Origin of the sequence: Phyllobacterium sophorae (assembly GCF_003010965.1) — a bacterium.
Classification (GTDB): domain Bacteria; phylum Pseudomonadota; class Alphaproteobacteria; order Rhizobiales; family Rhizobiaceae; genus Phyllobacterium; species Phyllobacterium sophorae.
The window spans coordinates 196,287-217,690 of the sequence record NZ_PGGM01000007.1; the positions used below are offsets into that span (position 1 = coordinate 196,287).

General features: G+C 55.6%; 20 protein-coding genes. 13 read left to right on the forward strand and 7 right to left on the reverse strand.

Going from position 1 to position 21,404, the window contains the following annotated elements; all coding sequences use genetic code 11:
* Positions 1 to 141: 141 nt before the first annotated feature.
* Entirely contained in the window at positions 142 to 1,566 is a 1,425-nt protein-coding gene (gene gltX / locus CU103_RS16740) for a glutamate--tRNA ligase (protein ID WP_106665169.1), read from the reverse strand.
* A gap of 111 nt (positions 1,567 to 1,677) precedes the next feature.
* Between gltX and CU103_RS32970 the strand changes: the two genes are divergently transcribed.
* Entirely contained in the window at positions 1,678 to 2,865 is a 1,188-nt protein-coding gene (locus CU103_RS32970; RefSeq protein ID WP_106665170.1) for a ComEC/Rec2 family competence protein, read from the forward strand.
* Positions 2,838 to 4,130 carry a ComEC/Rec2 family competence protein gene (locus CU103_RS32975; RefSeq protein ID WP_106665171.1) on the forward strand — a complete coding sequence of 431 codons (1,293 nt, stop codon included), beginning with the start codon at positions 2,838 to 2,840 and terminating at the stop codon, positions 4,128 to 4,130. The genes CU103_RS32970 and CU103_RS32975 overlap by 28 nt, the downstream gene beginning before the upstream one ends.
* A gap of 25 nt (positions 4,131 to 4,155) precedes the next feature.
* Here the strand turns inward: CU103_RS32975 and lexA are convergent, their stop codons facing one another.
* The 6 genes from lexA to CU103_RS16780 form a co-directional block, all read right to left on the reverse strand.
* On the reverse strand, positions 4,156 to 4,875 hold the full coding sequence (gene lexA, locus CU103_RS16755) for a transcriptional repressor LexA (protein ID WP_106665266.1): 720 nt from the start codon (positions 4,873 to 4,875) through the stop codon (positions 4,156 to 4,158).
* Positions 4,876 to 5,035: 160 nt separating this feature from the next.
* On the reverse strand, positions 5,036 to 6,244 hold the full coding sequence (locus tag CU103_RS16760; RefSeq protein WP_106665172.1) for a molybdopterin molybdotransferase MoeA: 1,209 nt from the start codon (positions 6,242 to 6,244) through the stop codon (positions 5,036 to 5,038).
* A gap of 1 nt (position 6,245) precedes the next feature.
* Positions 6,246 to 6,740 (reverse strand): cyclic pyranopterin monophosphate synthase MoaC, encoded by a 495-nt coding sequence (moaC, locus tag CU103_RS16765; protein WP_106665173.1) that lies wholly within the window; start codon positions 6,738 to 6,740, stop codon positions 6,246 to 6,248.
* Positions 6,737 to 7,555: an indole-3-glycerol phosphate synthase TrpC gene (gene trpC / locus CU103_RS16770; protein WP_106665174.1), complete on the reverse strand. Its 819-nt coding sequence runs from the start codon at positions 7,553 to 7,555 to the stop codon at positions 6,737 to 6,739. The genes moaC and trpC overlap by 4 nt, the downstream gene beginning before the upstream one ends.
* Before the next feature lie 2 nt (positions 7,556 to 7,557).
* Positions 7,558 to 8,577, reverse strand: a complete 1,020-nt coding sequence (gene trpD / locus CU103_RS16775) for an anthranilate phosphoribosyltransferase (protein WP_106665175.1) — start codon at positions 8,575 to 8,577, stop codon at positions 7,558 to 7,560.
* 15 nt (positions 8,578 to 8,592) lie between these two features.
* Positions 8,593 to 10,482, reverse strand: a complete 1,890-nt coding sequence (locus CU103_RS16780) for a peptidyl-prolyl cis-trans isomerase (protein WP_106665176.1) — start codon at positions 10,480 to 10,482, stop codon at positions 8,593 to 8,595.
* Between the two features lie 153 nt (positions 10,483 to 10,635).
* Here CU103_RS16780 and tpiA point away from each other — a divergent pair, with 153 nt between their 5' ends.
* From tpiA to CU103_RS16835, 11 genes are all read left to right on the forward strand, one after another.
* Positions 10,636 to 11,400 (forward strand): triose-phosphate isomerase, encoded by a 765-nt coding sequence (gene tpiA, locus CU103_RS16785; protein ID WP_106665177.1) that lies wholly within the window; start codon positions 10,636 to 10,638, stop codon positions 11,398 to 11,400.
* 111 nt (positions 11,401 to 11,511) lie between these two features.
* Entirely contained in the window at positions 11,512 to 12,003 is a 492-nt protein-coding gene (secG, locus tag CU103_RS16790) for a preprotein translocase subunit SecG (RefSeq protein WP_106665178.1), read from the forward strand.
* A 200-nt stretch (positions 12,004 to 12,203) separates the two neighbouring features.
* Positions 12,204 to 12,884 carry a L,D-transpeptidase gene (locus CU103_RS16795; RefSeq protein WP_106665179.1) on the forward strand — a complete coding sequence of 227 codons (681 nt, stop codon included), beginning with the start codon at positions 12,204 to 12,206 and terminating at the stop codon, positions 12,882 to 12,884.
* A 144-nt stretch (positions 12,885 to 13,028) separates the two neighbouring features.
* On the forward strand, positions 13,029 to 14,657 hold the full coding sequence (locus tag CU103_RS16800) for a CTP synthase (RefSeq protein ID WP_106665180.1): 1,629 nt from the start codon (positions 13,029 to 13,031) through the stop codon (positions 14,655 to 14,657).
* Positions 14,658 to 14,708: 51 nt separating this feature from the next.
* Complete coding sequence (locus tag CU103_RS16805) at positions 14,709 to 15,605, forward strand: VOC family protein (RefSeq protein ID WP_106665181.1); 897 nt, start codon at positions 14,709 to 14,711, stop codon at positions 15,603 to 15,605.
* Positions 15,605 to 16,435, forward strand: a complete 831-nt coding sequence (gene kdsA, locus CU103_RS16810) for a 3-deoxy-8-phosphooctulonate synthase (protein ID WP_106665182.1) — start codon at positions 15,605 to 15,607, stop codon at positions 16,433 to 16,435. Before CU103_RS16805 ends, kdsA begins: the two co-directional genes overlap by 1 nt.
* 104 nt (positions 16,436 to 16,539) lie before the next feature.
* Positions 16,540 to 16,914, forward strand: a complete 375-nt coding sequence (locus tag CU103_RS16815) for a PRC-barrel domain-containing protein (RefSeq protein ID WP_106665183.1) — start codon at positions 16,540 to 16,542, stop codon at positions 16,912 to 16,914.
* A 154-nt stretch (positions 16,915 to 17,068) separates the two neighbouring features.
* Complete coding sequence (gene eno, locus CU103_RS16820) at positions 17,069 to 18,346, forward strand: phosphopyruvate hydratase (protein WP_106665184.1); 1,278 nt, start codon at positions 17,069 to 17,071, stop codon at positions 18,344 to 18,346.
* A gap of 159 nt (positions 18,347 to 18,505) precedes the next feature.
* Positions 18,506 to 18,838, forward strand: coding sequence for an FtsB family cell division protein (locus CU103_RS16825; RefSeq protein WP_106665267.1), 333 nt, complete (start codon positions 18,506 to 18,508; stop codon positions 18,836 to 18,838).
* Between the two features lie 128 nt (positions 18,839 to 18,966).
* Positions 18,967 to 19,998, forward strand: a complete 1,032-nt coding sequence (gene pdhA, locus CU103_RS16830) for a pyruvate dehydrogenase (acetyl-transferring) E1 component subunit alpha (protein ID WP_106665185.1) — start codon at positions 18,967 to 18,969, stop codon at positions 19,996 to 19,998.
* Positions 19,999 to 20,012: 14 nt separating this feature from the next.
* Complete coding sequence (locus CU103_RS16835) at positions 20,013 to 21,401, forward strand: pyruvate dehydrogenase complex E1 component subunit beta (protein WP_106665186.1); 1,389 nt, start codon at positions 20,013 to 20,015, stop codon at positions 21,399 to 21,401.
* The last annotated feature ends 3 nt before the right edge of the window (positions 21,402 to 21,404 follow it).

A 21,404-nucleotide genomic window follows, 5' to 3' on the forward strand; every position in this document is an offset into this window, starting at 1 on the left:
CCTTTCTTGCTTCGACTTGCGCTTTACCAGCGCAAAAGCATTTACCTCAAGCGAGGTTCTGACCGTGATCTTGTCAGGCACGACACCGTACTCGAAAGGTACGATGTTGCAATGCAAAAATGCACTCAAATCTGCATACCTTTAACCTTTTATCTGGTCCTCGATGCGCCCCAAAGATTCTTCTCTTCCAAGCACCGCCAGGACGTCAAAAACACCCGGAGACGTTGCTCTTCCGGTTAGAGCGGCACGCAATGGTTGCGCGATCTTACCAAGCTTCAGACCAGTACTTTCGGCATGCACCCGCACCGCAGCATCAAGTGCTTCGGCGGTCCATTCGTGGACGGCAGATAGCACAGGAATCACACCCGAAAGCACACCCAATCCCTCCTCATTGAGCAGACCGGATGCTTTTTCATCGAGTGAAAGCGGGCGCTGCGCAAATAGGTACTTGGCGCTGTCTGCAAGCTCGACAAGTGTCTTTGCCCGCTCCTTCAGGCCCGGCATAGCCGTCAATAACTGCGCCTTCGACCGGTCGTTCAATCTGGCCAGAATATCGTTGCCGCCTTCGATATCCGGAAGAATGTCAATCATGGCTTTTACCAGATCGGCATCGTCGGAGAAACGCATATAATGGCCATTGATTGCCTCGAGTTTCTGGAAGTCGAAACGCGAGGCACCGCGATTTATATCGGAGATTTCGAACCACTGGGTCATCTGCTCATCTGACATGATTTCATCGTCACCGTGGCTCCAGCCGAGGCGGACGAGGTAATTGCGCAGCGCCGCCGGCAAGTAACCCATGGCACGATAGGCTTCGACACCGAGCGCGCCATGGCGCTTCGAGAGCTTGGCGCCGTCTGCGCCGTGAATGAGGGGTATATGTCCCATGACAGGGACGTCCCAATCCATGGCATTGTAGATCACCGTCTGGCGTGCCGCATTGGTCAGATGGTCATCACCGCGGATGATGTGGGTGACGCCCATATCGTGATCATCGACGACGACCGCATGCATATAGGTCGGGTTGCCATCGGAACGCAGGATGATGAAATCGTCGAGGTCCTTGTTGGGGAACCGCACATCGCCCTGAACCTGATCACGTACGAGGGTTTCGCCCTCCTGCGGTGCCTTGATACGGATAACCGGCTTGACGCCCGCCGGGGCCTCCCTGGGGTCGCGATCGCGCCAGCGGCCGTCATAACGAGGCGGACGCCCCTCGGCGCGGGCCTTCTCGCGCATTTCCTCGAGTTCAGCCTGAGAAGCATAGCAATAATAGGCCTTGCCCTTGGCAACGAGTTCCTCCGCCACTTCGCGATGACGCGGGGCGCGCTGATATTGCGACACGGCATCGCCGTCCCAGTCCAATCCCAGCCATTTCAACCCATCAAGAATGGCCGTGACTGCGGCTTCCGACGAGCGTTCGCGATCCGTGTCCTCGATACGAAGCAGCATTTTACCACCAGTATGCTTTGCATACAGCCAGTTGAACAAGGCGGTCCTTGCTCCGCCAATATGCAGGAAACCGGTTGGGGAAGGGGCGAAACGGGTAACGACAGAGGATGACATGGATACTCCAGGGATGTTCGGCCATTAGTCGAACGTCCAATCGAATTGATCTGGCGTTCATGTAGCATAGCAACGCTGGTGTGCAAGGGTGTTGGCAGAACTGCGAGACAAATGGAAGATCCTGTTACCAAAACGAGGACGAGTGAACGGCTCTTCTTCCTCCCTGGAAAAGCCGGTAAAGAGATTGCGACTCAAACGGTTAGCGACGAACGTGGCATCAGCAATGAGGATCGCTCCGCCGTCACGCTACACGAACGCGCACGGTCTGCACGATCGCAGGTTCGAGCCACGCTACTGGCGGTGCCGACGGCGTTCAGCGACGAAATCAGCCGTGGCACACTGTTCATGCTCTTACCCGTCTTCGCCGGTACCGGTGCTATTTTCTATTTCAGCTTGCCTGCTGAACCCGAACTCAGCGCCATATTGTCCGGTCTGACCGTCATCATCGGTTGTCGCGCATGGGCGGCCGCGCGGCCCATGATCAGGCTCGTCCTGCTTCTGGCAATCGCAGTTGTTGCCGGCATGCTGTTTGCGAAGCTGGAAACAGTCCGGGTCAACACGCGCATGCTTGGGTCGGAAGTCACGACGCGTATTGTGGGGCGGGTCACAGCATTGACGAAGGATGCCACGGGAGGGTGGCGTCTCACCATGGATGTGATGTCAACAACGCGACCAGAACTGCACTACGGACCCGATCGCATTGTGATATCCGCCAGGGCGCTGCCGCGCGCCCTCAAGATAGGAGACGGTCTCGCCGGTCTCGTCCGTCTGCGCCCGCAATCTGGGCCCATGCGCCCAGGCAATTATGATTTCGCATTTTACAACTTTTATCGCGGCATCGGCGCAAATGGATTTCTGCTCGGAAAGGCCGAAATGGTAAGCGTATCAGCGGATTCCGGACCAACTGCGGCCCTATTGATGACGATTGCCAATATTAGGCACCAGCTCACCCAGCGAATTTTGCGCAACATTAAAGGTGAGCCGGGAGACATCGCGGCATCGCTGATCACTGGCCAACGTGATGGTATCAGCGATGATACCAACAACGCCATGCGATTGAGCGGGCTGTCGCACATCCTGTCGATTTCCGGCTTTCACATGGCGCTCGTTGCGGCAACGATCATCGGGTCGTTGCGCGCTGTCTTGGCACTGTTTCCGGGATTCTCGGCACGTTATCCGGTTAAAAAGTTCGCCGCTGTGATCGCATTGATCGGATCTGCTTTCTATTTGCTGCTTTCAGGATCCGACATCGCTGCCAACGCAGCTTTGTCATGCTGGGTGTCATGCTTTTGGCCATAACCGTCGATCGGGCGGCGATCTCGATGCGTAATCTGGCCATTGCGGCACTCATAACCATTGCGATCTCGCCGCATGAAATTCTCGGGCCAAGTTTCCAGATGTCTTATTCTGCAACTGCCGCCTTAATCTGCTTCTACGGCTGGTGGTCAAAACGGCGCGGCAAAGACCAACGCCAAAAAAAAATTCATAACTATCTGTGGTTGGCGATCGTGATGAAAGCGGTGAACCATATCAGTGCGATTGCCATGACATCGCTCGTCGCCGGCACAGCCAGTTCCATCTTCGCGGCCTATCATTTCAACAATACCGCGCCATTCGGGCTGATCGGTAACGCTCTTGCCCTTCCAGTCATCTCATTGTTCGTGATGCCGTTCGCCGTGCTTGGTTTGCTTGCCATGCCGTTCGATCTCGATTGGTTGCCGTTCACTGTCATGGGGCATGGTATCGAAGCTGTGATCGCCATCGCCAAGGCTGTTGCCTCACACTCTCCAAGTGGCAATCTTGGCATGATGCCCCCGGCAACTCTGCTTCTTGTGAGCATCGGATTGGCGATGATATTTGTCCTGTCAACGCGACTGCGTCTGTGCGGCATGCCCGTGTTGCTAGCAGCTGCCATATTCATGGCGCGTGCACAGGAACCCGACATCATCATTGCAGAAGGAGGAAAACTGGTTGCGCTGCGAACGCCGGACAATAGACTGGCGATTAATCGGCCGTCCGGAAGTGCATTTACTCTCAATAACTGGCAACAGGGATACGGGACAAGCGGACTCGTCAAGCCGTTCAATGCCGGCACGCGACCTGAAGAAACACAGTTTGAATGTAAAGGAAAGCTTTGTATCGCACGCGAGCAGGGCGGCATGGTTATTGCCTATACCGACGATCCTGGACAGAAGTTGGCAGCTTGTTCGGAAGGGGATATCGCCATCCTGGCCTTTGCAACTGGGGAGGCAGCGTGCAGCGATAAGAATGTGTTGGTGATTACTCAGCGAGATCTCGCATTGAGTGGAACGGCGGAAATCGCTTTGCACACCGCTCAACGCAAACAGATTGGCACCAAAGTCAATATAAGCGGTGACTTAACTCAACAGAACGTTGCAGAGGCAAATACCGGAGACATTCCGCGCATTCGGACCGCAGATGTTACCTACGCCGTGGGGCCGCCGGCTCGCCCGTGGAACTTCTACAGGACATACTCACGCGCCGCGAGAAATCTCGCGGAATACACTTCTCCCGGTCGCGCCACAAAGGCAAATGCCGACTGAAGTGAGCAGACAGCAGATCGCCTGCTTAGTAGCGCCGGATCAGGCCAACCAATTTTCCCTGCACACGAACGCGATCGGGTCCGAAAATGCGGGTCTCATAAGCGGGATTCGCGGCCTCAAGGGCAATTGAGGCACCCTTGCGCCGGAAGCGTTTGAGCGTTGCTTCCTCGTCGTCAACCAGCGCGACAACGATCTCTCCCGGATTCGCCGTATCGCTGCGCTTGATCACAACCGTGTCACCGTCGAAGATTCCAGCTTCGATCATCGAGTCACCTTTGACCTCCAGGGCATAATGTTCACCGTTGCCGATCATGTCAGGCGGCAGGCCAATCATGTGAGTCTGGTTCTGGATTGCTGAAATCGGTACACCGGCAGCGATGCGGCCCATGACCGGTATACTGACGATGGTGGAGGCGTTTGTCTCATCAGACGCGCGTGCCTGAGGTCGCTGAGGAGGGGCGTTGCGGCCGAGGCTGCCCTCAATGACACTCGGCGAAAACTTCCTTTGTGCGTTGAGGCCTGGGGCAATTGAGTCGGGCAGGCGAAGAACTTCCAGCGCTCTTGCGCGGTTTGCAAGCCGGCGAATGAATCCGCGTTCTTCCAATGCGGTTATCAACCTATGGATACCCGATTTGGATGCAAGATCCAATGCATCCTTCATCTCGTCGAATGATGGCGGGATGCCGGTCTCCTTCAGGCGCTCATGAATAAAGAGCAGAAGTTCGTGTTGTTTACGCGTGAGCATCGGCGATCCTTCAAGGTGGAATCGAAAAAACAAAACCAGAACAAACACTATCTGTTCCAGTTGTGTTCTACAAGGCTTAATATGTGGTGTACATCGGATGAACTGACTGCATTTCGAGCAAATAGGAATGCAGTGGGGCGACTATCAGCGCGTAAACTGCCTACCGCAGCATCAGCACAGTGCAATCCGTTCCGGCTTTAACCGCAGAAGCATGGGGCTGGCGGATAATCAGACCGTTGGCGTCCGCAAGGAATTTCAGCATCGATGAATCCTGGAGAGCAAATGGCGTCGCGGTAAGTTGACCGTCGGCGCCGATCACAACGCGAGCGCGAACGTAGTCTTGTCGCTGATCATTCATTGCCATGTCGCTTCCAAGTTTGGCGACTCGGAGATTTGGTTCATGGGATCGCCCGGTTAGGGCATGGATCAGCGGTGTCAAAAAAACATGGGCGCAGATCAGGCTGGAGACCGGATTGCCGGGCAAACCAAGGATCTTCATCCTGTCCAAGTGTCCGAACATCAATGGCTTGCCAGGACGAAGGGCGATCTTCCAGAAATCAAGTTCCATGCCCCGCGCAGCCAGTGCGGGCTGGACGAGGTCGTGATCACCCACCGAAGCGCCGCCAAGCGTAACAAGAATATCCGCCTTGGCAGCGATAGCCCGATCGAGCGCCTTGTCCAAGGCCTCCATGCGGTCCTCGGCTATTCCAAGGTCGATTGCGACGCCGCCTGCCTGACGGACGATTTCGGCCAGACCAAAGCTGTTCGAAGCAATGATCTGGTCTGGCCGGTAGGGTTCTCCAGGGCTGACCAGCTCATCGCCCGTCGCAAGAATGGCCAGGCGAGGGCGGCGCACGACTTGAACCGTGGGATGATCTGCAGATGCGGCAAGAGAGAGAGCCGCCGGATCGAGAACCCGCCCCGCCTGCAGCAGCGCATCACCTTGACTGAAATCCAACCCAGCCTTGCGGATATTTCTGCCCAAGGCAATTGTCTCTACGATTTCGACAGTCTGATCTCGCGCAACCGCATTCTCCTGAATTACAACACTGTCGGCGCCTTCTGGAACCGGTGCACCTGTGAAAATGCGGACGGCCTCGCCGGCGCTTACCACACCTGAAAACGCATGCCCGGCTGCAGATTGGCCAATCAGTTTCAAAGTGGCAGGCACATTTACCACATCAGCGGCCCGTAGCGCATAACCATCCATGGCTGAAGCAGCAAAGGGCGGTTGCTGTCGCTTGGCGTGCAAGTCCGCGGCGAGAACGCGGCCACCGGCTTCACCCAGGAAAGCGGCCTCGGTTTCGAGCTTTGAAGCACCAGCGAGAATTCGCCTCAGGGCTTCATCGACGGGAAGGAGTCCAGACATATCATTTCCCGCCAGTCGCGTCGGCTGACCAATTGCCTGATTTGCCGCCTGTCTTTCGTAAAAGCCGAATGTTCTGAATAATCATGCCCTTATCGGCAGCTTTTGCCATGTCGTAGATCGTCAGGCATGCGACAGAAACGGCTGTCAGCGCCTCCATCTCGACACCGGTCTTGCCGGTTAAACTCACCGATGCAACGACGTGCAAGCCCGGCAATCCTTCGTCGGCTTCAATATCGACCGCGATTTTGCTCAACAGCAGCGGGTGGCAGAGGGGTATCAGTTCATGAGTCCTTTTTGCCGCCATGATGCCGGCAATCCGCGCTGTTCCTATGACGTCGCCCTTGGCGGAATTGCCCGATTTAATGAGCTCGAGCGTTTGCGATTGCATTTTGACGGAGCCTGCGGCGACTGCTACCCGTTCCGTTTCAGCTTTGCCGCCAACATCCACCATGTGGGCGGCGCCCGTTTCGTCGAGATGGGTAAGCCTCCCGGTCATGCCGCGCTTGTCTCTTTTTCTGCTATACCTGACAGGAGCGCCTTTGTTGCAGCAGCCACATCATCCTGCCGCATCAAGCTTTCCCCAACAAGAAAGGTCCCAATGTTGGACTTGGTGAGGCGCTGGCAATCCGCATGCGTGAAGACGCCGCTTTCGCTGACCAGAAACTTGCTCTGCGGCACTATTTGTGCAAGCCGTTCCGATACCGCCAGATCGACTTCAAAAGTGCGCAGATTGCGATTGTTAATGCCCAGCAGCGGCGATGAAAGCCTTAACGCGCGGTGCAGTTCCGCCTCGTCATGCACTTCAACAAGCACGTCCATGCCGAGCGACATTGCCGTATCCTGGAGCGACGCGGCGACATCGTCTGTTACGCTTGCCATGATGATGAGAATACAATCAGCGCCCCAGCTGCGTGCCTCATAAACCTGATAGGTGTCAAACAGGAAATCCTTGCGGAGGGCAGGGAGACTGGTCGCCGCGCGTGCGGCCTTCAGGAATTCGGGCGCGCCTTGAAATGATGGGGCATCGGTCAGGACTGAAAGGCAGGCGGCTCCGCCGAGCTCATAGGCTTTCGCCAGGGCGGGCGGGTCGAAGTCGGGACGGATCAAGCCTTTCGACGGGCTCGCCTTTTTGATCTCCGCAATAAGCGCAAATTGTCCCTGAGCGCGCTTCTTCTGCAAGGCGTTCAAAAAACCACGCGGAGACTCCTGATCTCTCGCTTGCGCCTTCAACTCGTCCACGGATATGCGTGCCTTGGCAGCCGCGATCTCGTCGCGCTTGTAGGCTTCAATCTTGCGAAGGATATCAACCATTCTCAGCCAGCCCCGCTATTCGACACGTGGACGAGTTTCTTTAGCACATTTCTGGCCGCACCGCTGTCGATCGAATGGGCAGCCATATCGATCCCCGTTTTAAGATCGGATGCGGCACCGGCAATGAGAAGTCCGGCGCCAGCATTGAACAGGGTAATGTCACGATAGGCGCCATGCGCACCATCAAGGACCGACAGCAGCGAAACAGCGTTCTCATCCGCTGTACCGCCCTTCAGGTCGAGTGGATCCACCCGCCGGAGACCAAACGACTCCGGATCAATCTCGAATGTGCGAATCGTACCATTTTCCAGCGCTGCAACCTTGGTAGTGCCGGCCGTGGTGATCTCATCCAGTCCGTCGCCATGAACGACCCAAACGGCCTCGGAACCGAGGTTCTTCAGGACATGCGCAACTGGTTCGACCCATTCCGGGGCAAAAACACCGACAAGCTGGCGTTTCACCCCTGCCGGATTGGTGAGGGGGCCAAGCAAGTTGAATATCGTGCGTGTGCCGAGTTCGACGCGTGCCGGGCCCACATGTTTCATCGCCGGGTGATGCATCGGTGCGAACATGAAGCCGATGCCTGCCCGTTCAATACAGGCCGCAATCAGCTCAGGACCGATTTCAATATTGATACCGAGTGCCGCAAGGGTGTCGGCAGCGCCCGAACGTGAGGACAGGGCGCGGTTGCCATGCTTTGCAACAGGGACGCCAGCGCCTGCCACCACAAACGCAGCGCATGTGGAGACGTTGTAGGAGCCCGATTGATCCCCGCCGGTTCCAACAATATCGATGGCGTTGGAAGGTGCAGTGACCTTCAGCATCTTGGAGCGCATGGAGGAGACCGCGCCGGCAATCTCGTCGATATTTTCACCGCGCACGCGCAATGCCATCAATAACGCGCCAATTTGAGCCGGCGTCGCCTGTCCCGACATCATGATGTCGAAAGCCTCGACGGCTTCTTCGCGCGAAAGCGCTTTTCCCGCTGCCGCAATGCCGATGAAACGCTTTAATTCAGCCATTCTCTGTCTCTCGACCTAACGGGCAAGTGCCTGGTTAATGACGGTCTGATTGATCGTCACTGGGTAAACCGTCTGCAGTTGCGCCACCAGCTGGTCCAGCAGGTCATCCGCGAGGCGGGATGAGAAAGCTTCCCGTTCCGCGGTTGTCAGTGACTCCGGCCCGACGTTGGCCGGTTCGATCGATTCGGCAACCTTGAAAATCAGTTTCGAACCGTCGGATGCTGATTCTGTCACACCGACGACACCTTCGGGTCCGTCGAAAACCGACGCAACGCCGCCTTCACCCAGATCGGCGTCTTTGCTCTCCCGGGTAATGCCGCGCTTCGTATCCTTGGTGAACTTGAACTCAGCTGCAATGTCATCCAGCGACGTACCGCCAGCAACACGCTTGCGTACCTCTTCGGCCTTTTCATTGAGACGCTTTTCAATTTCAGCCTTCTTCCAGTTTTCGATCACACGCGACTTCACCTCATCGAGCGGCCGTTCGCGTGCAGGCGTTACACTGTCGACGTCGTACCAAAGGTAGCTGTTCGTTCCGAGGTTGAAAGGTTCGTTGTCGAAACCAACGTCGGCCTGAAAAACAGCGGCAAGCTGGTTTTCGTCGAAGGGAAGGTTGGGTATTTCCTTTTCATCGGGAGCGCGCCCGGCTTGATCAACAGCGTCGATCGTTACCATCTTGAGGTTTTGCTTCTGTGCGGCTTCCGCCATGCTGGCGCCATCGGCACGGGCATTTTCATAAGCGTCATGAACATCGGCGATTGACGAAGCCGCCTGCGTCAGCGCGATGGTTTCGCGAATGTCGTTTTCTACCTCGGATAGTGGTTTCACCACCTCTGGCGCTATTGCGGTCACACGAACGATGACGGGGCCAAACGAGCCCTTCAGAACATCGCTGACGCCGTTGGCATTAATACCGAAAATGGCATCTGCGATAGATTGATCGGGCAGGCCGGTCTTTGGAAACGTCCCCAGACGAACATCATCCATGGTCTTGCCTTCAGCCTTGACGATGTCATCGAAGCTCGTTCCCGCCACGATCTTGTCGTGAGCGGCCTTTGCCGCATCATCGGTTGCAAAAGTCAACTGTTCGACAGTTCGTGTTTCGGGGGTTGAATAGCGTGCAATGTTCTTGTCGTATTCCGCCTTGATTTCTTCCGGGGTCACAGTCGCCGGGTTGGCAATATCCTTGGGTTCAAGTTTGACATAGCTGACCTTGCGGTATTGCGGAGCGCCGTAGGCTTCCTTGTTAGCTTCGAAATATGTCTTCAGTTCCGTATCGCTGGGATCAGCAACATCCTTTACGAAGTCCTTGGGCATCGCGACATAATCCACCGTTCGCGACTCGCCCTTGTACAAGGCAACGGCTTTCAGGAGAATGTCCGGCACTTTGATACCTTCAGCAACAGCTTCAACGATCTGCTGACGGCGCGCCACCTGCGCCCGATTGTCGAGATAGCTTTGCGCGGTCATACCGGCGTTGCGCAATACAGCGTCAAATTGCGCAGGATTGAACCGGCCGTCGGATCCTTGGAAGGCTGGATCTTCCGCCGCCAGTTGTGCCAGGCGGTCCTTCGAAAGTCCGAGCGACATGGTTCGGGCCTGTTCGTCCAGAACGACACCTGCGACCAGCTGCGCCTGTACCTGATGACCAATCCCGATGGCATCCGCCTGTTCACGGGTCAGTCGCTGCCCGAAACGTTGCGAAAGAGCCGCAAGCTGGCGATCATAGGCCAAGCGATAATCTACCGGGGAAACTTCTGAATGGCCGGCGCGTATGGCGGCATTACCGCCAATGGCACCAAGTATGGTATGGGAGACACCCCATCCGGCAAAGCTGATCACGAGAAGGCCCATGAGCACTTTGACTACCCAGGTCTGTGCAACGTTGCGGAGAGAGTCGAGCATTAAAAGTCACCGTATCAGTCAAGAGGCTTAATTGAATGCATAGGGGAATAGCGTCATGCAACGCTTGTGTCGATTGCTTTATCAAGTGAATTTGCTAGTCAGGCAATCAAATGACTGAGAAAGTCACCAAAACCGATATCTAAGGAACGCCCAATGACCCCTGATGTTCGTCCGCTCGTCGCCGGTAACTGGAAAATGAATGGCACTGGAGAGTCACTCGATGAGTTGCGTATAATCGTCAACCGGCCCAATTCCGCCATCGGTGAGAAAATCGATGCACTCATTTGCGTCCCCGCAACCCTTGTTTTCAGGGCGGCCCAATCCGTTGAGGGTGAGGCCCTGAGCATTGGCGGACAGGATTGCCATACCAAGAAGTCCGGCGCCCATACCGGCGACATCTCTGGGGATATGTTGAAAGATGCCGGCGCCTCGCATGTGATAGTTGGTCATTCCGAGCGCCGGACAGATCATGCCGAAACGAACGACGTGGTCCGTGCCAAGGCAAGGGCGGGCTGGGGCGCTGGCCTCGTCGCGATCATCTGTATTGGTGAAACAGAGGCACAGCGTAAGGCAGGTTCCACACTCGATATTATTGCCGAACAGCTTGTTGGATCGATCCCCGACGGTGCGAATGCGAATAATACCATAGTTGCCTATGAACCGGTTTGGGCCATTGGAACCGGATTGACGCCTACTTCAGACGACGTAAGAGAAGTGCATGCTTCAATCCGCGCGGCGCTCACCGGCCGTTTCGGCGCCGACGGCGCGAAGATGCGGATCCTTTATGGCGGGTCGGTCAAGCCGGCCAATGCAATCGAACTCCTGGGGATCGAGAACGTCGATGGTGCGCTCGTCGGAGGCGCCAGCTTGAAAGCAGTGGACTTCCTTGCCATCTGTGAGGCGTACCATTCGCTTTAACGGGCAGAGAACCGCAATTGCGACAAGAAAACTGTGGTCTGACGGGCTTGGTTTATTGACCAATCCGGTGTAAAGAGCCGCGTCCGACACCTAGAAAGCAGAAAATATCCCATGCAAACCGTCGTAATCGTCATTCATCTTCTGATTGTACTTGCTCTCGTTGGCGTCGTGCTTATGCAGCGCTCTGAAGGTGGCGGTCTCGGAATTGGCGGCGGCTCTGGCTTCATGACGGCCCGCGGCGCCGCCAATGTGTTGACGCGTGCGACTGCCATTCTTGCAACGGGATTTTTTATTACCTCTCTGGCCCTCGGCATTATGGCTCGCTATGGCGAGAGCCCGACCGATATTCTAAACCGGATTCCGACAACCACGGGCAATCAGCCCGCAGGTCAGCAGCCTCCAGCAAGTGGCGGCATTCTGAACCAGCTTGGTGGTCCCTCCTCGAATAGTGCGACCCCGCCGTCTGATACGCCTGCTGCTCCGCCGGCTTCTGGGTCGGTTGCACCCGGCGCTGCCGCGCCTGCGGCGCCCGAATCAACCCTACCTGCGCCGACGGCTCCGGTCACACCTGCGCCAGCAAATCCGGTTCCAAATTCACAATAGAGCCGTTTGCGACTATACAGCATGCGGTGAATGTGTTGCGTATCCGCAACCTTTTACAACGAAGGATCATTGGGGTTTGTCCTTCACAGCGATTTGCATTGAGAAGAATTTGGTCTTCAGATAACGCGATATCAGGTTGGCCTTGGGGGCCGGGCAAACGCCGTGAGGGCGTTGTGCACTCTATGCGGGAAATTTAAACTATGCTGTCACGTCGCTCTCTGCTTGTAGGAATGTCAGTCCTGGCGCTATCCGGCCCGGCATCGGCAGAACCGATCCTCAAAAAAATCATGAACCCATTTGGCGGGAACGCGTCCGAGCCGGCTGCTGCAAAACCGGATGCTGAAGTCAAGCCTATTGAAGTGGCAGAGGTACGCAAGCCGGCGAAGCCGGGCAAAGCCAAAACGAAGTACGGGATAGATCCGAAATATATGCCTCAGGACGTGGCATTCTCTGGTTACAAGCCGGGGACGATCGTTATCGACCCGAAAGCCAAGTTCCTCTATCTCGTTGAATCGCCTTTCAGTGCACGCCGCTACGGCATTGCAGTCGGCAAGGAAGGGCTGGAATTCAAGGGAACTGCGAAAATCCAGACCAAACGCGAATGGCCGCGCTGGATCCCGACCAAGGAAATGATCGAACGCGAGCCTGCACACTACGCCAAATACGAAAACGGCATGGACGGTGGTCCGGGTAATCCTCTCGGTGCGCGCGCCCTCTACCTGTCGCAAGGAAACAAGGATACGTATGTGCGCATTCACGGCACGATCCAGCCATGGACCATCGGAAGTTCTGCATCGAACGGCTGTTTCCGCATGGTCAATGATCATGTGATCGATCTGTATAATCGTGTCAGCGTCGGCACGGAAGTGGTTGTTCTGTAAGATTTATCGTTGAACTGATCCGAACGGCCAGACCTCGCGTCTGGCCGTTTTGTTTGAATTGAAAATATTTGGGACGGGAAAAACGGCGCTGACGCCGATTTTTTTGTGGCCAAATCACTCGCAAAGGACTAACGAGATAAGCCCATGGCCCGATATGTTTTCATCACTGGCGGCGTGGTTTCTTCCCTCGGAAAAGGCATCGCTGCAGCCGCTTTGGCGGCACTCCTGCAGGCTCGTGGATACCGCGTGCGGATTCGCAAGCTCGACCCTTATCTCAACGTCGATCCTGGCACGATGTCGCCGTATCAGCACGGCGAGGTCTTTGTGACCGACGATGGCGCTGAAACTGACCTTGATCTTGGTCACTATGAGCGCTTTACAGGACGTCCTGCCAACAAGCAGGACAATATTACGACCGGACGTATCTACCGGAATATCATCGAAAAGGAACGCAGGGGAGATTATCTCGGCGCGACTGTTCAGGTGATTCCGCACGTCACGGACGAGATCAAGAACTTCATTGTCGAAGGTAATGAGGAGTATGATTTCGTTCTTTGTGAAATCGGTGGCACGGTCGGCGATATTGAAGCCATGCCGTTTCTCGAGGCAATTCGCCAGCTCGGCAATGATTTGCCGCGCGGCAGCGCCGTTTATATTCACTTGACGCTGATGCCTTACATCCCGGCGGCTGGCGAGCTCAAGACCAAGCCAACGCAGCATTCCGTCAAGGAACTCCGCTCGATCGGCATTGCGCCCGATATACTGCTCATACGTGCCGATCGCGAGATTCCGGAATCCGAGCGGCGCAAGCTTTCGCTTTTCTGCAATGTGCGCGCGTCGGCGGTCATTCAGGCGCTCGACGTCGACACAATCTATGACGTGCCCATGGCCTACCACAAGGAGGGCCTCGATTCGGAAGTGCTTGCCGCGTTCGGCATCGATCCCGCGCCCAAGCCACGCATGGAGCGCTGGGACGAGGTCAGCCAACGCATCCACAATCCGGAAGGTGAGGTCACGATTGCGATCGTCGGCAAATATACCGGTCTCAAGGACGCCTACAAATCGCTGATAGAAGCCCTTCACCATGGCGGCATGGCCAACAAGGTGAAAGTCAACCTTGACTGGATCGAATCGGAAATCTTCGAACAGGAGGATCCTGCGCCTTATCTGCAGAAGGTGCACGGAATTCTCGTGCCGGGCGGCTTTGGCGAGCGCGGTTCGGAGGGGAAGATTCTGGCTGCCAAATTCGCACGAGAGAAGAAGGTTCCGTATTTCGGCATCTGCTTTGGCATGCAAATGGCCGTGCTTGAAGCAGCGCGATCACTTGCCGGCGTTGACAAGGCATCCTCGAGCGAGTTCGGTCCGACGAGCGAACCCGTTGTCGGTTTGATGACGGAATGGCTCAAGGGAAACATGCTGGAGAAGCGCGCACAATCGGGCGACCTTGGTGGAACCATGCGTCTTGGCGCTTATGAGGCTCTTCTCAAATCCGGGACGCGTATCGCTGATATTTACGGAACGACCGATATCTCGGAACGCCACCGCCATCGCTACGAAGTCAACATTGACTACAAGGATCGTCTGGAAGACTGCGGTCTCGTGTTTTCTGGCATGTCGCCGGATGGCGTTTTGCCGGAAACCATCGAGTACCCCGACCATCCTTGGTTCATCGGCGTTCAGTATCACCCCGAGCTGAAATCCCGGCCGTTCGAGCCACATCCGCTATTTGCTTCGTTCATCAACGCAGCAATGGCGCAAAGCAGACTGGTTTGATCAACGGGTGTGACTTGAATTGCACGGCGCATTGAGGCACACCCTTTGACCATGAACGCTTCTTCACCCCGTACAGCGCATCCCGTCGATCATCTGGTCCTGCCGACAGCAGACCTAGATGTCGCAAGAGCACGACTGGAACAGCTCGGTTTTCTCGTTGCTCCGGTTGGGAAACATCCCTTCGGTACGGAGAACATTTGCGTCTACTTCGGTGACGACAGTTTTCTGGAATTGTTGGCGGTGGGCCAGCGGGAAACCTGCGAGGTCGAGGCGAGAAACGGCAATGTCTTTGTTGCGCGGGATCAGGCCTTTCGGTTCCGCAATGGCAATGAAGGTTTTTCGGCCCTTGTGATGGGTACGAAGGACGCCGAGGCGAACCATAATGCTTTCGTGCAAGCTGGCATATCTGCCGGCCAGGTATTGAATTTCTCCCGGGCTTTCAGAACTCCCGACGGCAAGGAAGATATTGCGGGTTTTCGTTTGGCTTTCGCTGCCGATCTGCGTGCACCTGATGCGTTTTTCTTTACCTGTCAGCGGGTCAATACGCCGAAAGTCGACCGCACAGCATTTCACGCACACGAGAATGGTGCCGTTGCTCTGCGCGAGATAGTCCTTTCCGAAGTCAATCCAACGGATTTCCAATATCTGCTGCAGGAAGTCATCAACCAGCGCGATGTCAACGCCCATTCCTTTGGTATGGACTTGCGCGCCGCCAATGCCAATGTCACGGTGCTGACGCCGCAGGGCTTGCGCTCATTTTTCAACATCGAAAGTTCAGAAAATGAGCGCGGTTTGCGCTTGCAGGCCTTGGTGCTTGCAGTTCGTGATCTCGCTAGCGTCGAATCCTTGCTGGCCAAGAACAATATTCCCTTCGAAAAGCGTGGCTCCCGTCTGATTGTGCACAAGGCACCGGGGCAGGGCGCCGCCATCGCATTTGAGGCCCTGTAATGTCCCTGAATTCCACCGTTTCCGCCGGCAATGTTGCATTCTCCAACACCGGACGATTGTCGCTGATTGCCGGTCCATGCCAAATGGAAAGTCGTCAGCACGCGTTTGATATGGCGGGTGCGCTGAAGGAACTGACCGGCAAACTCGGTATCGGTCTCGTTTACAAGTCCAGTTTTGACAAGGCCAATCGCACTTCATTGACGGGGAAGCGCGGTTTCGGGTTGGAAAACTCTTTGCCCGTCTTCGCTGATATCCGCAAGGAACTCGGCCTGCCGACCCTGACTGACGTACACACAGAAGAACAATGCGCCATTCTTGGTGAAGTGGTCGATGTGCTGCAAATCCCTGCTTTCCTTTGCCGCCAGACTGACTTGCTGATCGCCGCTGCCAAGACTGGCAAGATCGTCAATATCAAGAAGGGGCAGTTTCTCGCTCCATGGGACATGAAAAACGTAGTGGCGAAAGTTACGGAAAGTGGCAATCCGAATGTCATGGTGACCGAACGCGGCGCATCCTTCGGCTACAATACGCTCGTCTCCGATATGCGATCTTTGCCCATCATGGCGAGCATTGGTGCACCGGTCATCTTTGACGCAACCCATTCGGTCCAGCAGCCCGGCGGGCAGGGCGGCTCAACGGGCGGCCAACGCGAGTTCGTGGAAACCCTGTCCCGCGCGGCAGTGGCCGTCGGCGTTGCCGGCCTCTTCATCGAAACCCATCAAGATCCGGACAATGCACCATCTGACGGTCCCAATATGGTCCCGCTCGACCAGATGCCACGTCTACTGGAAAAGCTCCTGGAATTCGACCGGATCGCCAAAGCCGTGTGAAAATCCGGTACAATCGTTCTTCCACATAAAATTAAGTTTTTATGCAACTCTGACGCTGCCTTGCTCATTACCCTTGTCTCTAAACCAGAAAAGGAGTGAGCAATATGCCAACCAATTCAGGACATACGACAGCCATCCGGGCTTCCCGCGTCATTGGTACCAGTGTCTACAATAACGCCGGAGATAAGATAGGTGAGATCGAGGATGTGATGCTGGACAAGACCGCGGACAACATCATGTTTGCAGTTGTCGGCTTCGGCGGCTTCCTAGGCATCGGCGAGAAATATCACGCTATTCCATGGAAACTGCTCGATTACGATGAAAGCACCGGCGGTTACGTTGTACCGTTTACACGCGACCAGCTGGAACAGGCACCCGCGCACGGTATCACCGAATTGACGGAGAATGACGGCCGTCAGGTTCGCGACATGTCATTTTCGTATTACAAGGTCGATACGCCGGCCCAAACTCACTACTGATTGCAGCAAGGCCGTCTCTGACGGCCTTTTTTCTGTTTTGATCCATAATTCGTCTTTGTGGGGATTTTCCTTGTCATCTTCATTCGCTATTCAGTGGCCAGCCCAACGCTACGCGATGCTAGCTGCACAATGCTAATTGAAAGGGAAATGCCCCATGACTGCGATTGTCGATATTATTGGCCGTGAAATTCTGGATAGTCGTGGGAATCCGACTGTTGAGGTCGATGTCATTCTCGAAGATGGCTCCCAGGGCCGTGCAGCGGTTCCCTCGGGCGCATCCACGGGTGCGCATGAAGCAGTCGAACTTCGTGATGGTGGGCCGCGTTATCTCGGAAAGGGCGTCCAGAAGGCTGTCGATGCGGTCAACGGCGAATTGTTCGATGCCATTGGCGGCATGGAAGCCGAAAATCAGATCCACATCGACCAGACGATGATCGACCTTGATGGCACACCCAACAAGAGCCGACTTGGCGCCAATGCCATCCTCGGCGTCTCTCTCGCCGTTGCAAAGGCGGCCGCTGAGGCTTCTGGCTTGCCGCTTTATCGCTACCTTGGTGGCCCAAGCGCCCACGTGCTGCCCGTGCCGATGATGAACATTATCAACGGCGGTGCGCATGCCGACAATCCGATCGATTTCCAGGAGTTCATGATTCTGCCGGTTGGCGCATCGTCAATCGCCGAAGCGGTTCGTTATGGTTCCGAAGTTTTCCATACGCTGAAGAAACGTCTGAAGGATGCCGGTCACAACACCAATGTCGGCGACGAGGGTGGATTTGCGCCCAACCTAAAGACCGCCCAGGCTGCATTGGATTTTATTGTCGAGTCGATCGAAAAGGCGGGCTTCAAGCCCGGCGAAGAAATCGCCATCGGCCTTGATTGCGCCTCGACTGAATTTTTCAAGGACGGCAACTACGTCTACGAGGGCGAGAAAAAGTCGCGTGATCCGAAGACGCAGGCAAAATACCTTGCCAAGCTGGTCGGTGACTATCCAATCATTACGATCGAAGACGGCATGGCCGAAGATGACTGGGATGGCTGGAAATATCTGACTGAACTCGTCGGAAATAAATGCCAGCTCGTAGGTGACGATCTGTTCGTCACCAACTCGGCCCGTTTGCGTGATGGTATCAAGATGGGGGTCGCCAATTCGATTCTGGTCAAGGTCAATCAGATCGGGACTCTCTCTGAAACGTTTGACGCCGTGGATACCGCGCATCGCGCCGCATACACCGCCGTGATGTCGCATCGTTCGGGCGAAACAGAAGATTCAACGATTGCTGATCTTGCTGTTGCCACCAATTGCGGTCAGATCAAGACCGGCTCGCTGGCTCGTTCTGACCGGGTCGCGAAGTACAACCAGCTCATCCGCATTGAGGAAGAGCTTGGACCTCAGGCTCGCTATGCCGGACGCGGAATTTTCCGTAACGCTTGATCCAGAGCGCTTCTCAAAGATGAATGGCGGGCCCCTGTGCCCGCCATTTTGTTTTGTGTGGGGCGGCGGTAATCCCCTGTTAAGCAAAACATAGTCTTATTGACGGGTAACAAATCAGGCCATCGTGACCTGATTCACGAAGCTTCCGGGTCATCTGCCATGTGGACAAAACAGAGACGAAAAACCAAACGTGGGCGGTTGATCGTTCCGCTGATGGCAACCCTGTTCTTCGCATATTTTGGTTTCCACGCCTATCACGGCGAGTATGGCCTCTATTCAACCATCAAACTGCAGGAGCAGACCAAATTGCTTCAGGCTCAACTCGATGCTGTCACGGCATCACGCACGGAGCTTGAACGGCAGGTGCAACTTATGCATGATGGCACAATTGAGAAGGACATGCTGGACGAACAGGCTCGTAAAGCATTGAATGTTTCCCGTCCGGACGAAGTCACGATAATGCGTGGCTCCGGTGATCTTGCTATTAACTGAATTCGGGTTAATGGCGTTTTTCCTTTGTATTTTGAACACCTTATTTGCATAGCACTTATTCGATTCTGCATATTGTAAGTTCCGTCCCTGCTGCTATTCTCGTGCGACCAAGTCACAGGGAGTGAGATATGGCCACGAGGGCAAAAAAAAGCCCTGCGCGATCTGCGCAGACCTCTGCTGCTAAAGCACCAAAACCAATCCAGTTCACGAAAGAGCAAGAGCTCGAAGCATACCGGCAGATGTTGCTGATACGCCGTTTTGAAGAAAAGGCCGGTCAGCTCTATGGTATGGGCTTCATCGGTGGTTTCTGCCATCTCTACATCGGTCAGGAAGCCGTCGTCACCGGCATGCAGATGTCGTTGAAGGAAGGTGACCAGGTTATCACCGGCTACCGTGATCACGGTCACATGCTGGCCTGCGGTATGAGCCCGCGCGGCGTCATGGCCGAACTGACCGGTCGCCGGGGCGGCCTTTCCAAGGGCAAGGGCGGCTCGATGCACATGTTCTCCAAGGAGAAGCATTTCTACGGCGGTCATGGCATTGTCGGTGCGCAGGTATCGCTCGGAACTGGCCTCGCTTTCGCCAACCGCTACCGTGACAATGGTAATGTGTCGCTGGCCTATTTCGGCGACGGTGCTGCCAACCAGGGCCAGGTCTACGAAAGCTTCAATATGGCTTCCCTGTGGAAGCTGCCAGTCATCTACATTATCGAGAACAACCGCTATGCTATGGGTACCTCGGTATCCCGTGCATCTGCCGAGACCGATTTTTCCAAGCGCGGGATTTCGTTCAACATTCCCGGCATCCAGGTCGACGGCATGGATGTGCGCGCTGTCAACGCAGCCGGCGACGAAGCTGCAGCTTGGGCACGCTCAGGCAAGGGGCCGATGATCCTCGAAATGCAGACATACCGGTATCGCGGCCATTCCATGTCGGATCCGGCCAAGTACCGTTCGAAGGACGAAGTGCAGAAGATGCGCTCCGATCATGATCCCATTGAGCAGGTGAAGAACCGGTTGATCGAGAAGGGTTGGTCCACTGAGGACGACCTGAAGAAGATCGATAAGGACGTTCGCGATATCGTGGCTGATGCTGCTGATTTTGCCCAGTCCGATCCGGAGCCGGATGCATCCGAGCTTTACACCGACATTCTGCTCTAAGGGAGGCGTACCAAATGCCTGTAGATATTCTGATGCCAGCGCTCTCGCCGACTATGGAAGAGGGCAAACTGTCGAAATGGCTGAAAAAGGAGGGCGATAAGGTCACTTCGGGTGACATTCTCGCGGAAATCGAAACCGACAAGGCAACAATGGAAGTCGAAGCTGTCGATGAAGGCACAATCGGCAAAATTCTTGTTGCCGAAGGCACGGACGGGGTAAAGGTAAACACCATCATTGCCGTTCTGCTTGGCGAAGGCGAAAGCGCCGATGCTGTTAGCGCGCCGAAAGCTGCCGAAGCGCCTGCCAAGGTCGAAGAAACGCCGAAGCAGGAAGCTGCGCCTGAGAAGTCTGCTGGTTCCGTTCCTGCCGCGCCGAAGACCGAAGTCGCTGCGGATCCCGATATTCCGGCCGGCACTGAAATGGTTTCGACCACGGTCCGTGAAGCCCTGCGCGACGCCATGGCGGAAGAAATGCGCCGCGATCCTGATGTCTTCATCATGGGTGAAGAAGTCGCCGAATACCAGGGCGCCTACAAGATCACGCAAGGTTTGCTTGATGAATTCGGCTCGCGGCGGGTCGTTGACACGCCGATTACCGAACACGGTTTTGCCGGCGTTGGTGTTGGTGCGGCGATGACGGGGTTGCGGCCCATCGTCGAGTTCATGACTTTCAACTTCGCCATGCAGGCAATCGACCAAATTCTCAACTCTGCCGCCAAGACACTCTACATGTCCGGTGGTCAGATGGGGGCTCCGATGGTTTTCCGCGGACCTAGCGGTGCGGCATCGCGTGTCGCAGCGCAGCATTCCCAATGTTACGCCGCCTGGTACAGCCACATTCCTGGCCTGAAGGTCGTCATGCCCTATACGGCTGCGGATGCGAAAGGCCTGCTCAAGGCAGCCATCCGGGATCCGAACCCGGTTATCTTCCTCGAAAACGAAATCCTCTACGGCCATTCATTCGATGTGCCGAAGCTTGACGATTTCGTGCTGCCTATCGGCAAAGCCCGCATTCACAAGACCGGCACAGACGTCACGCTCGTATCATTCGGCATTGGCATGAATTACACGGTTAAAGCCGCCGAGGAACTCGCCAAGCTCGGCATCGATGCGGAAATCATCGATTTGCGCACGATCCGCCCGATGGATATTCCAACCGTGATTGAATCGGTGAAGAAGACCGGCCGCTGCGTCACGATCGAGGAAGGTTATCCACAATCGTCAGTCGGTACGGAAATCGCCACACGCGTCATGCAACAAGCCTTCGACTATCTCGATGCGCCTGTCCTGACAGTTGCGGGCAAGGACGTGCCGATGCCTTACGCAGCGAATCTCGAAAAGCTCGCTCTGCCAAACGTCAAGGAAATTGTAGACGCTGTCAAAGCTGTGACCTACACAGCGTAAGGG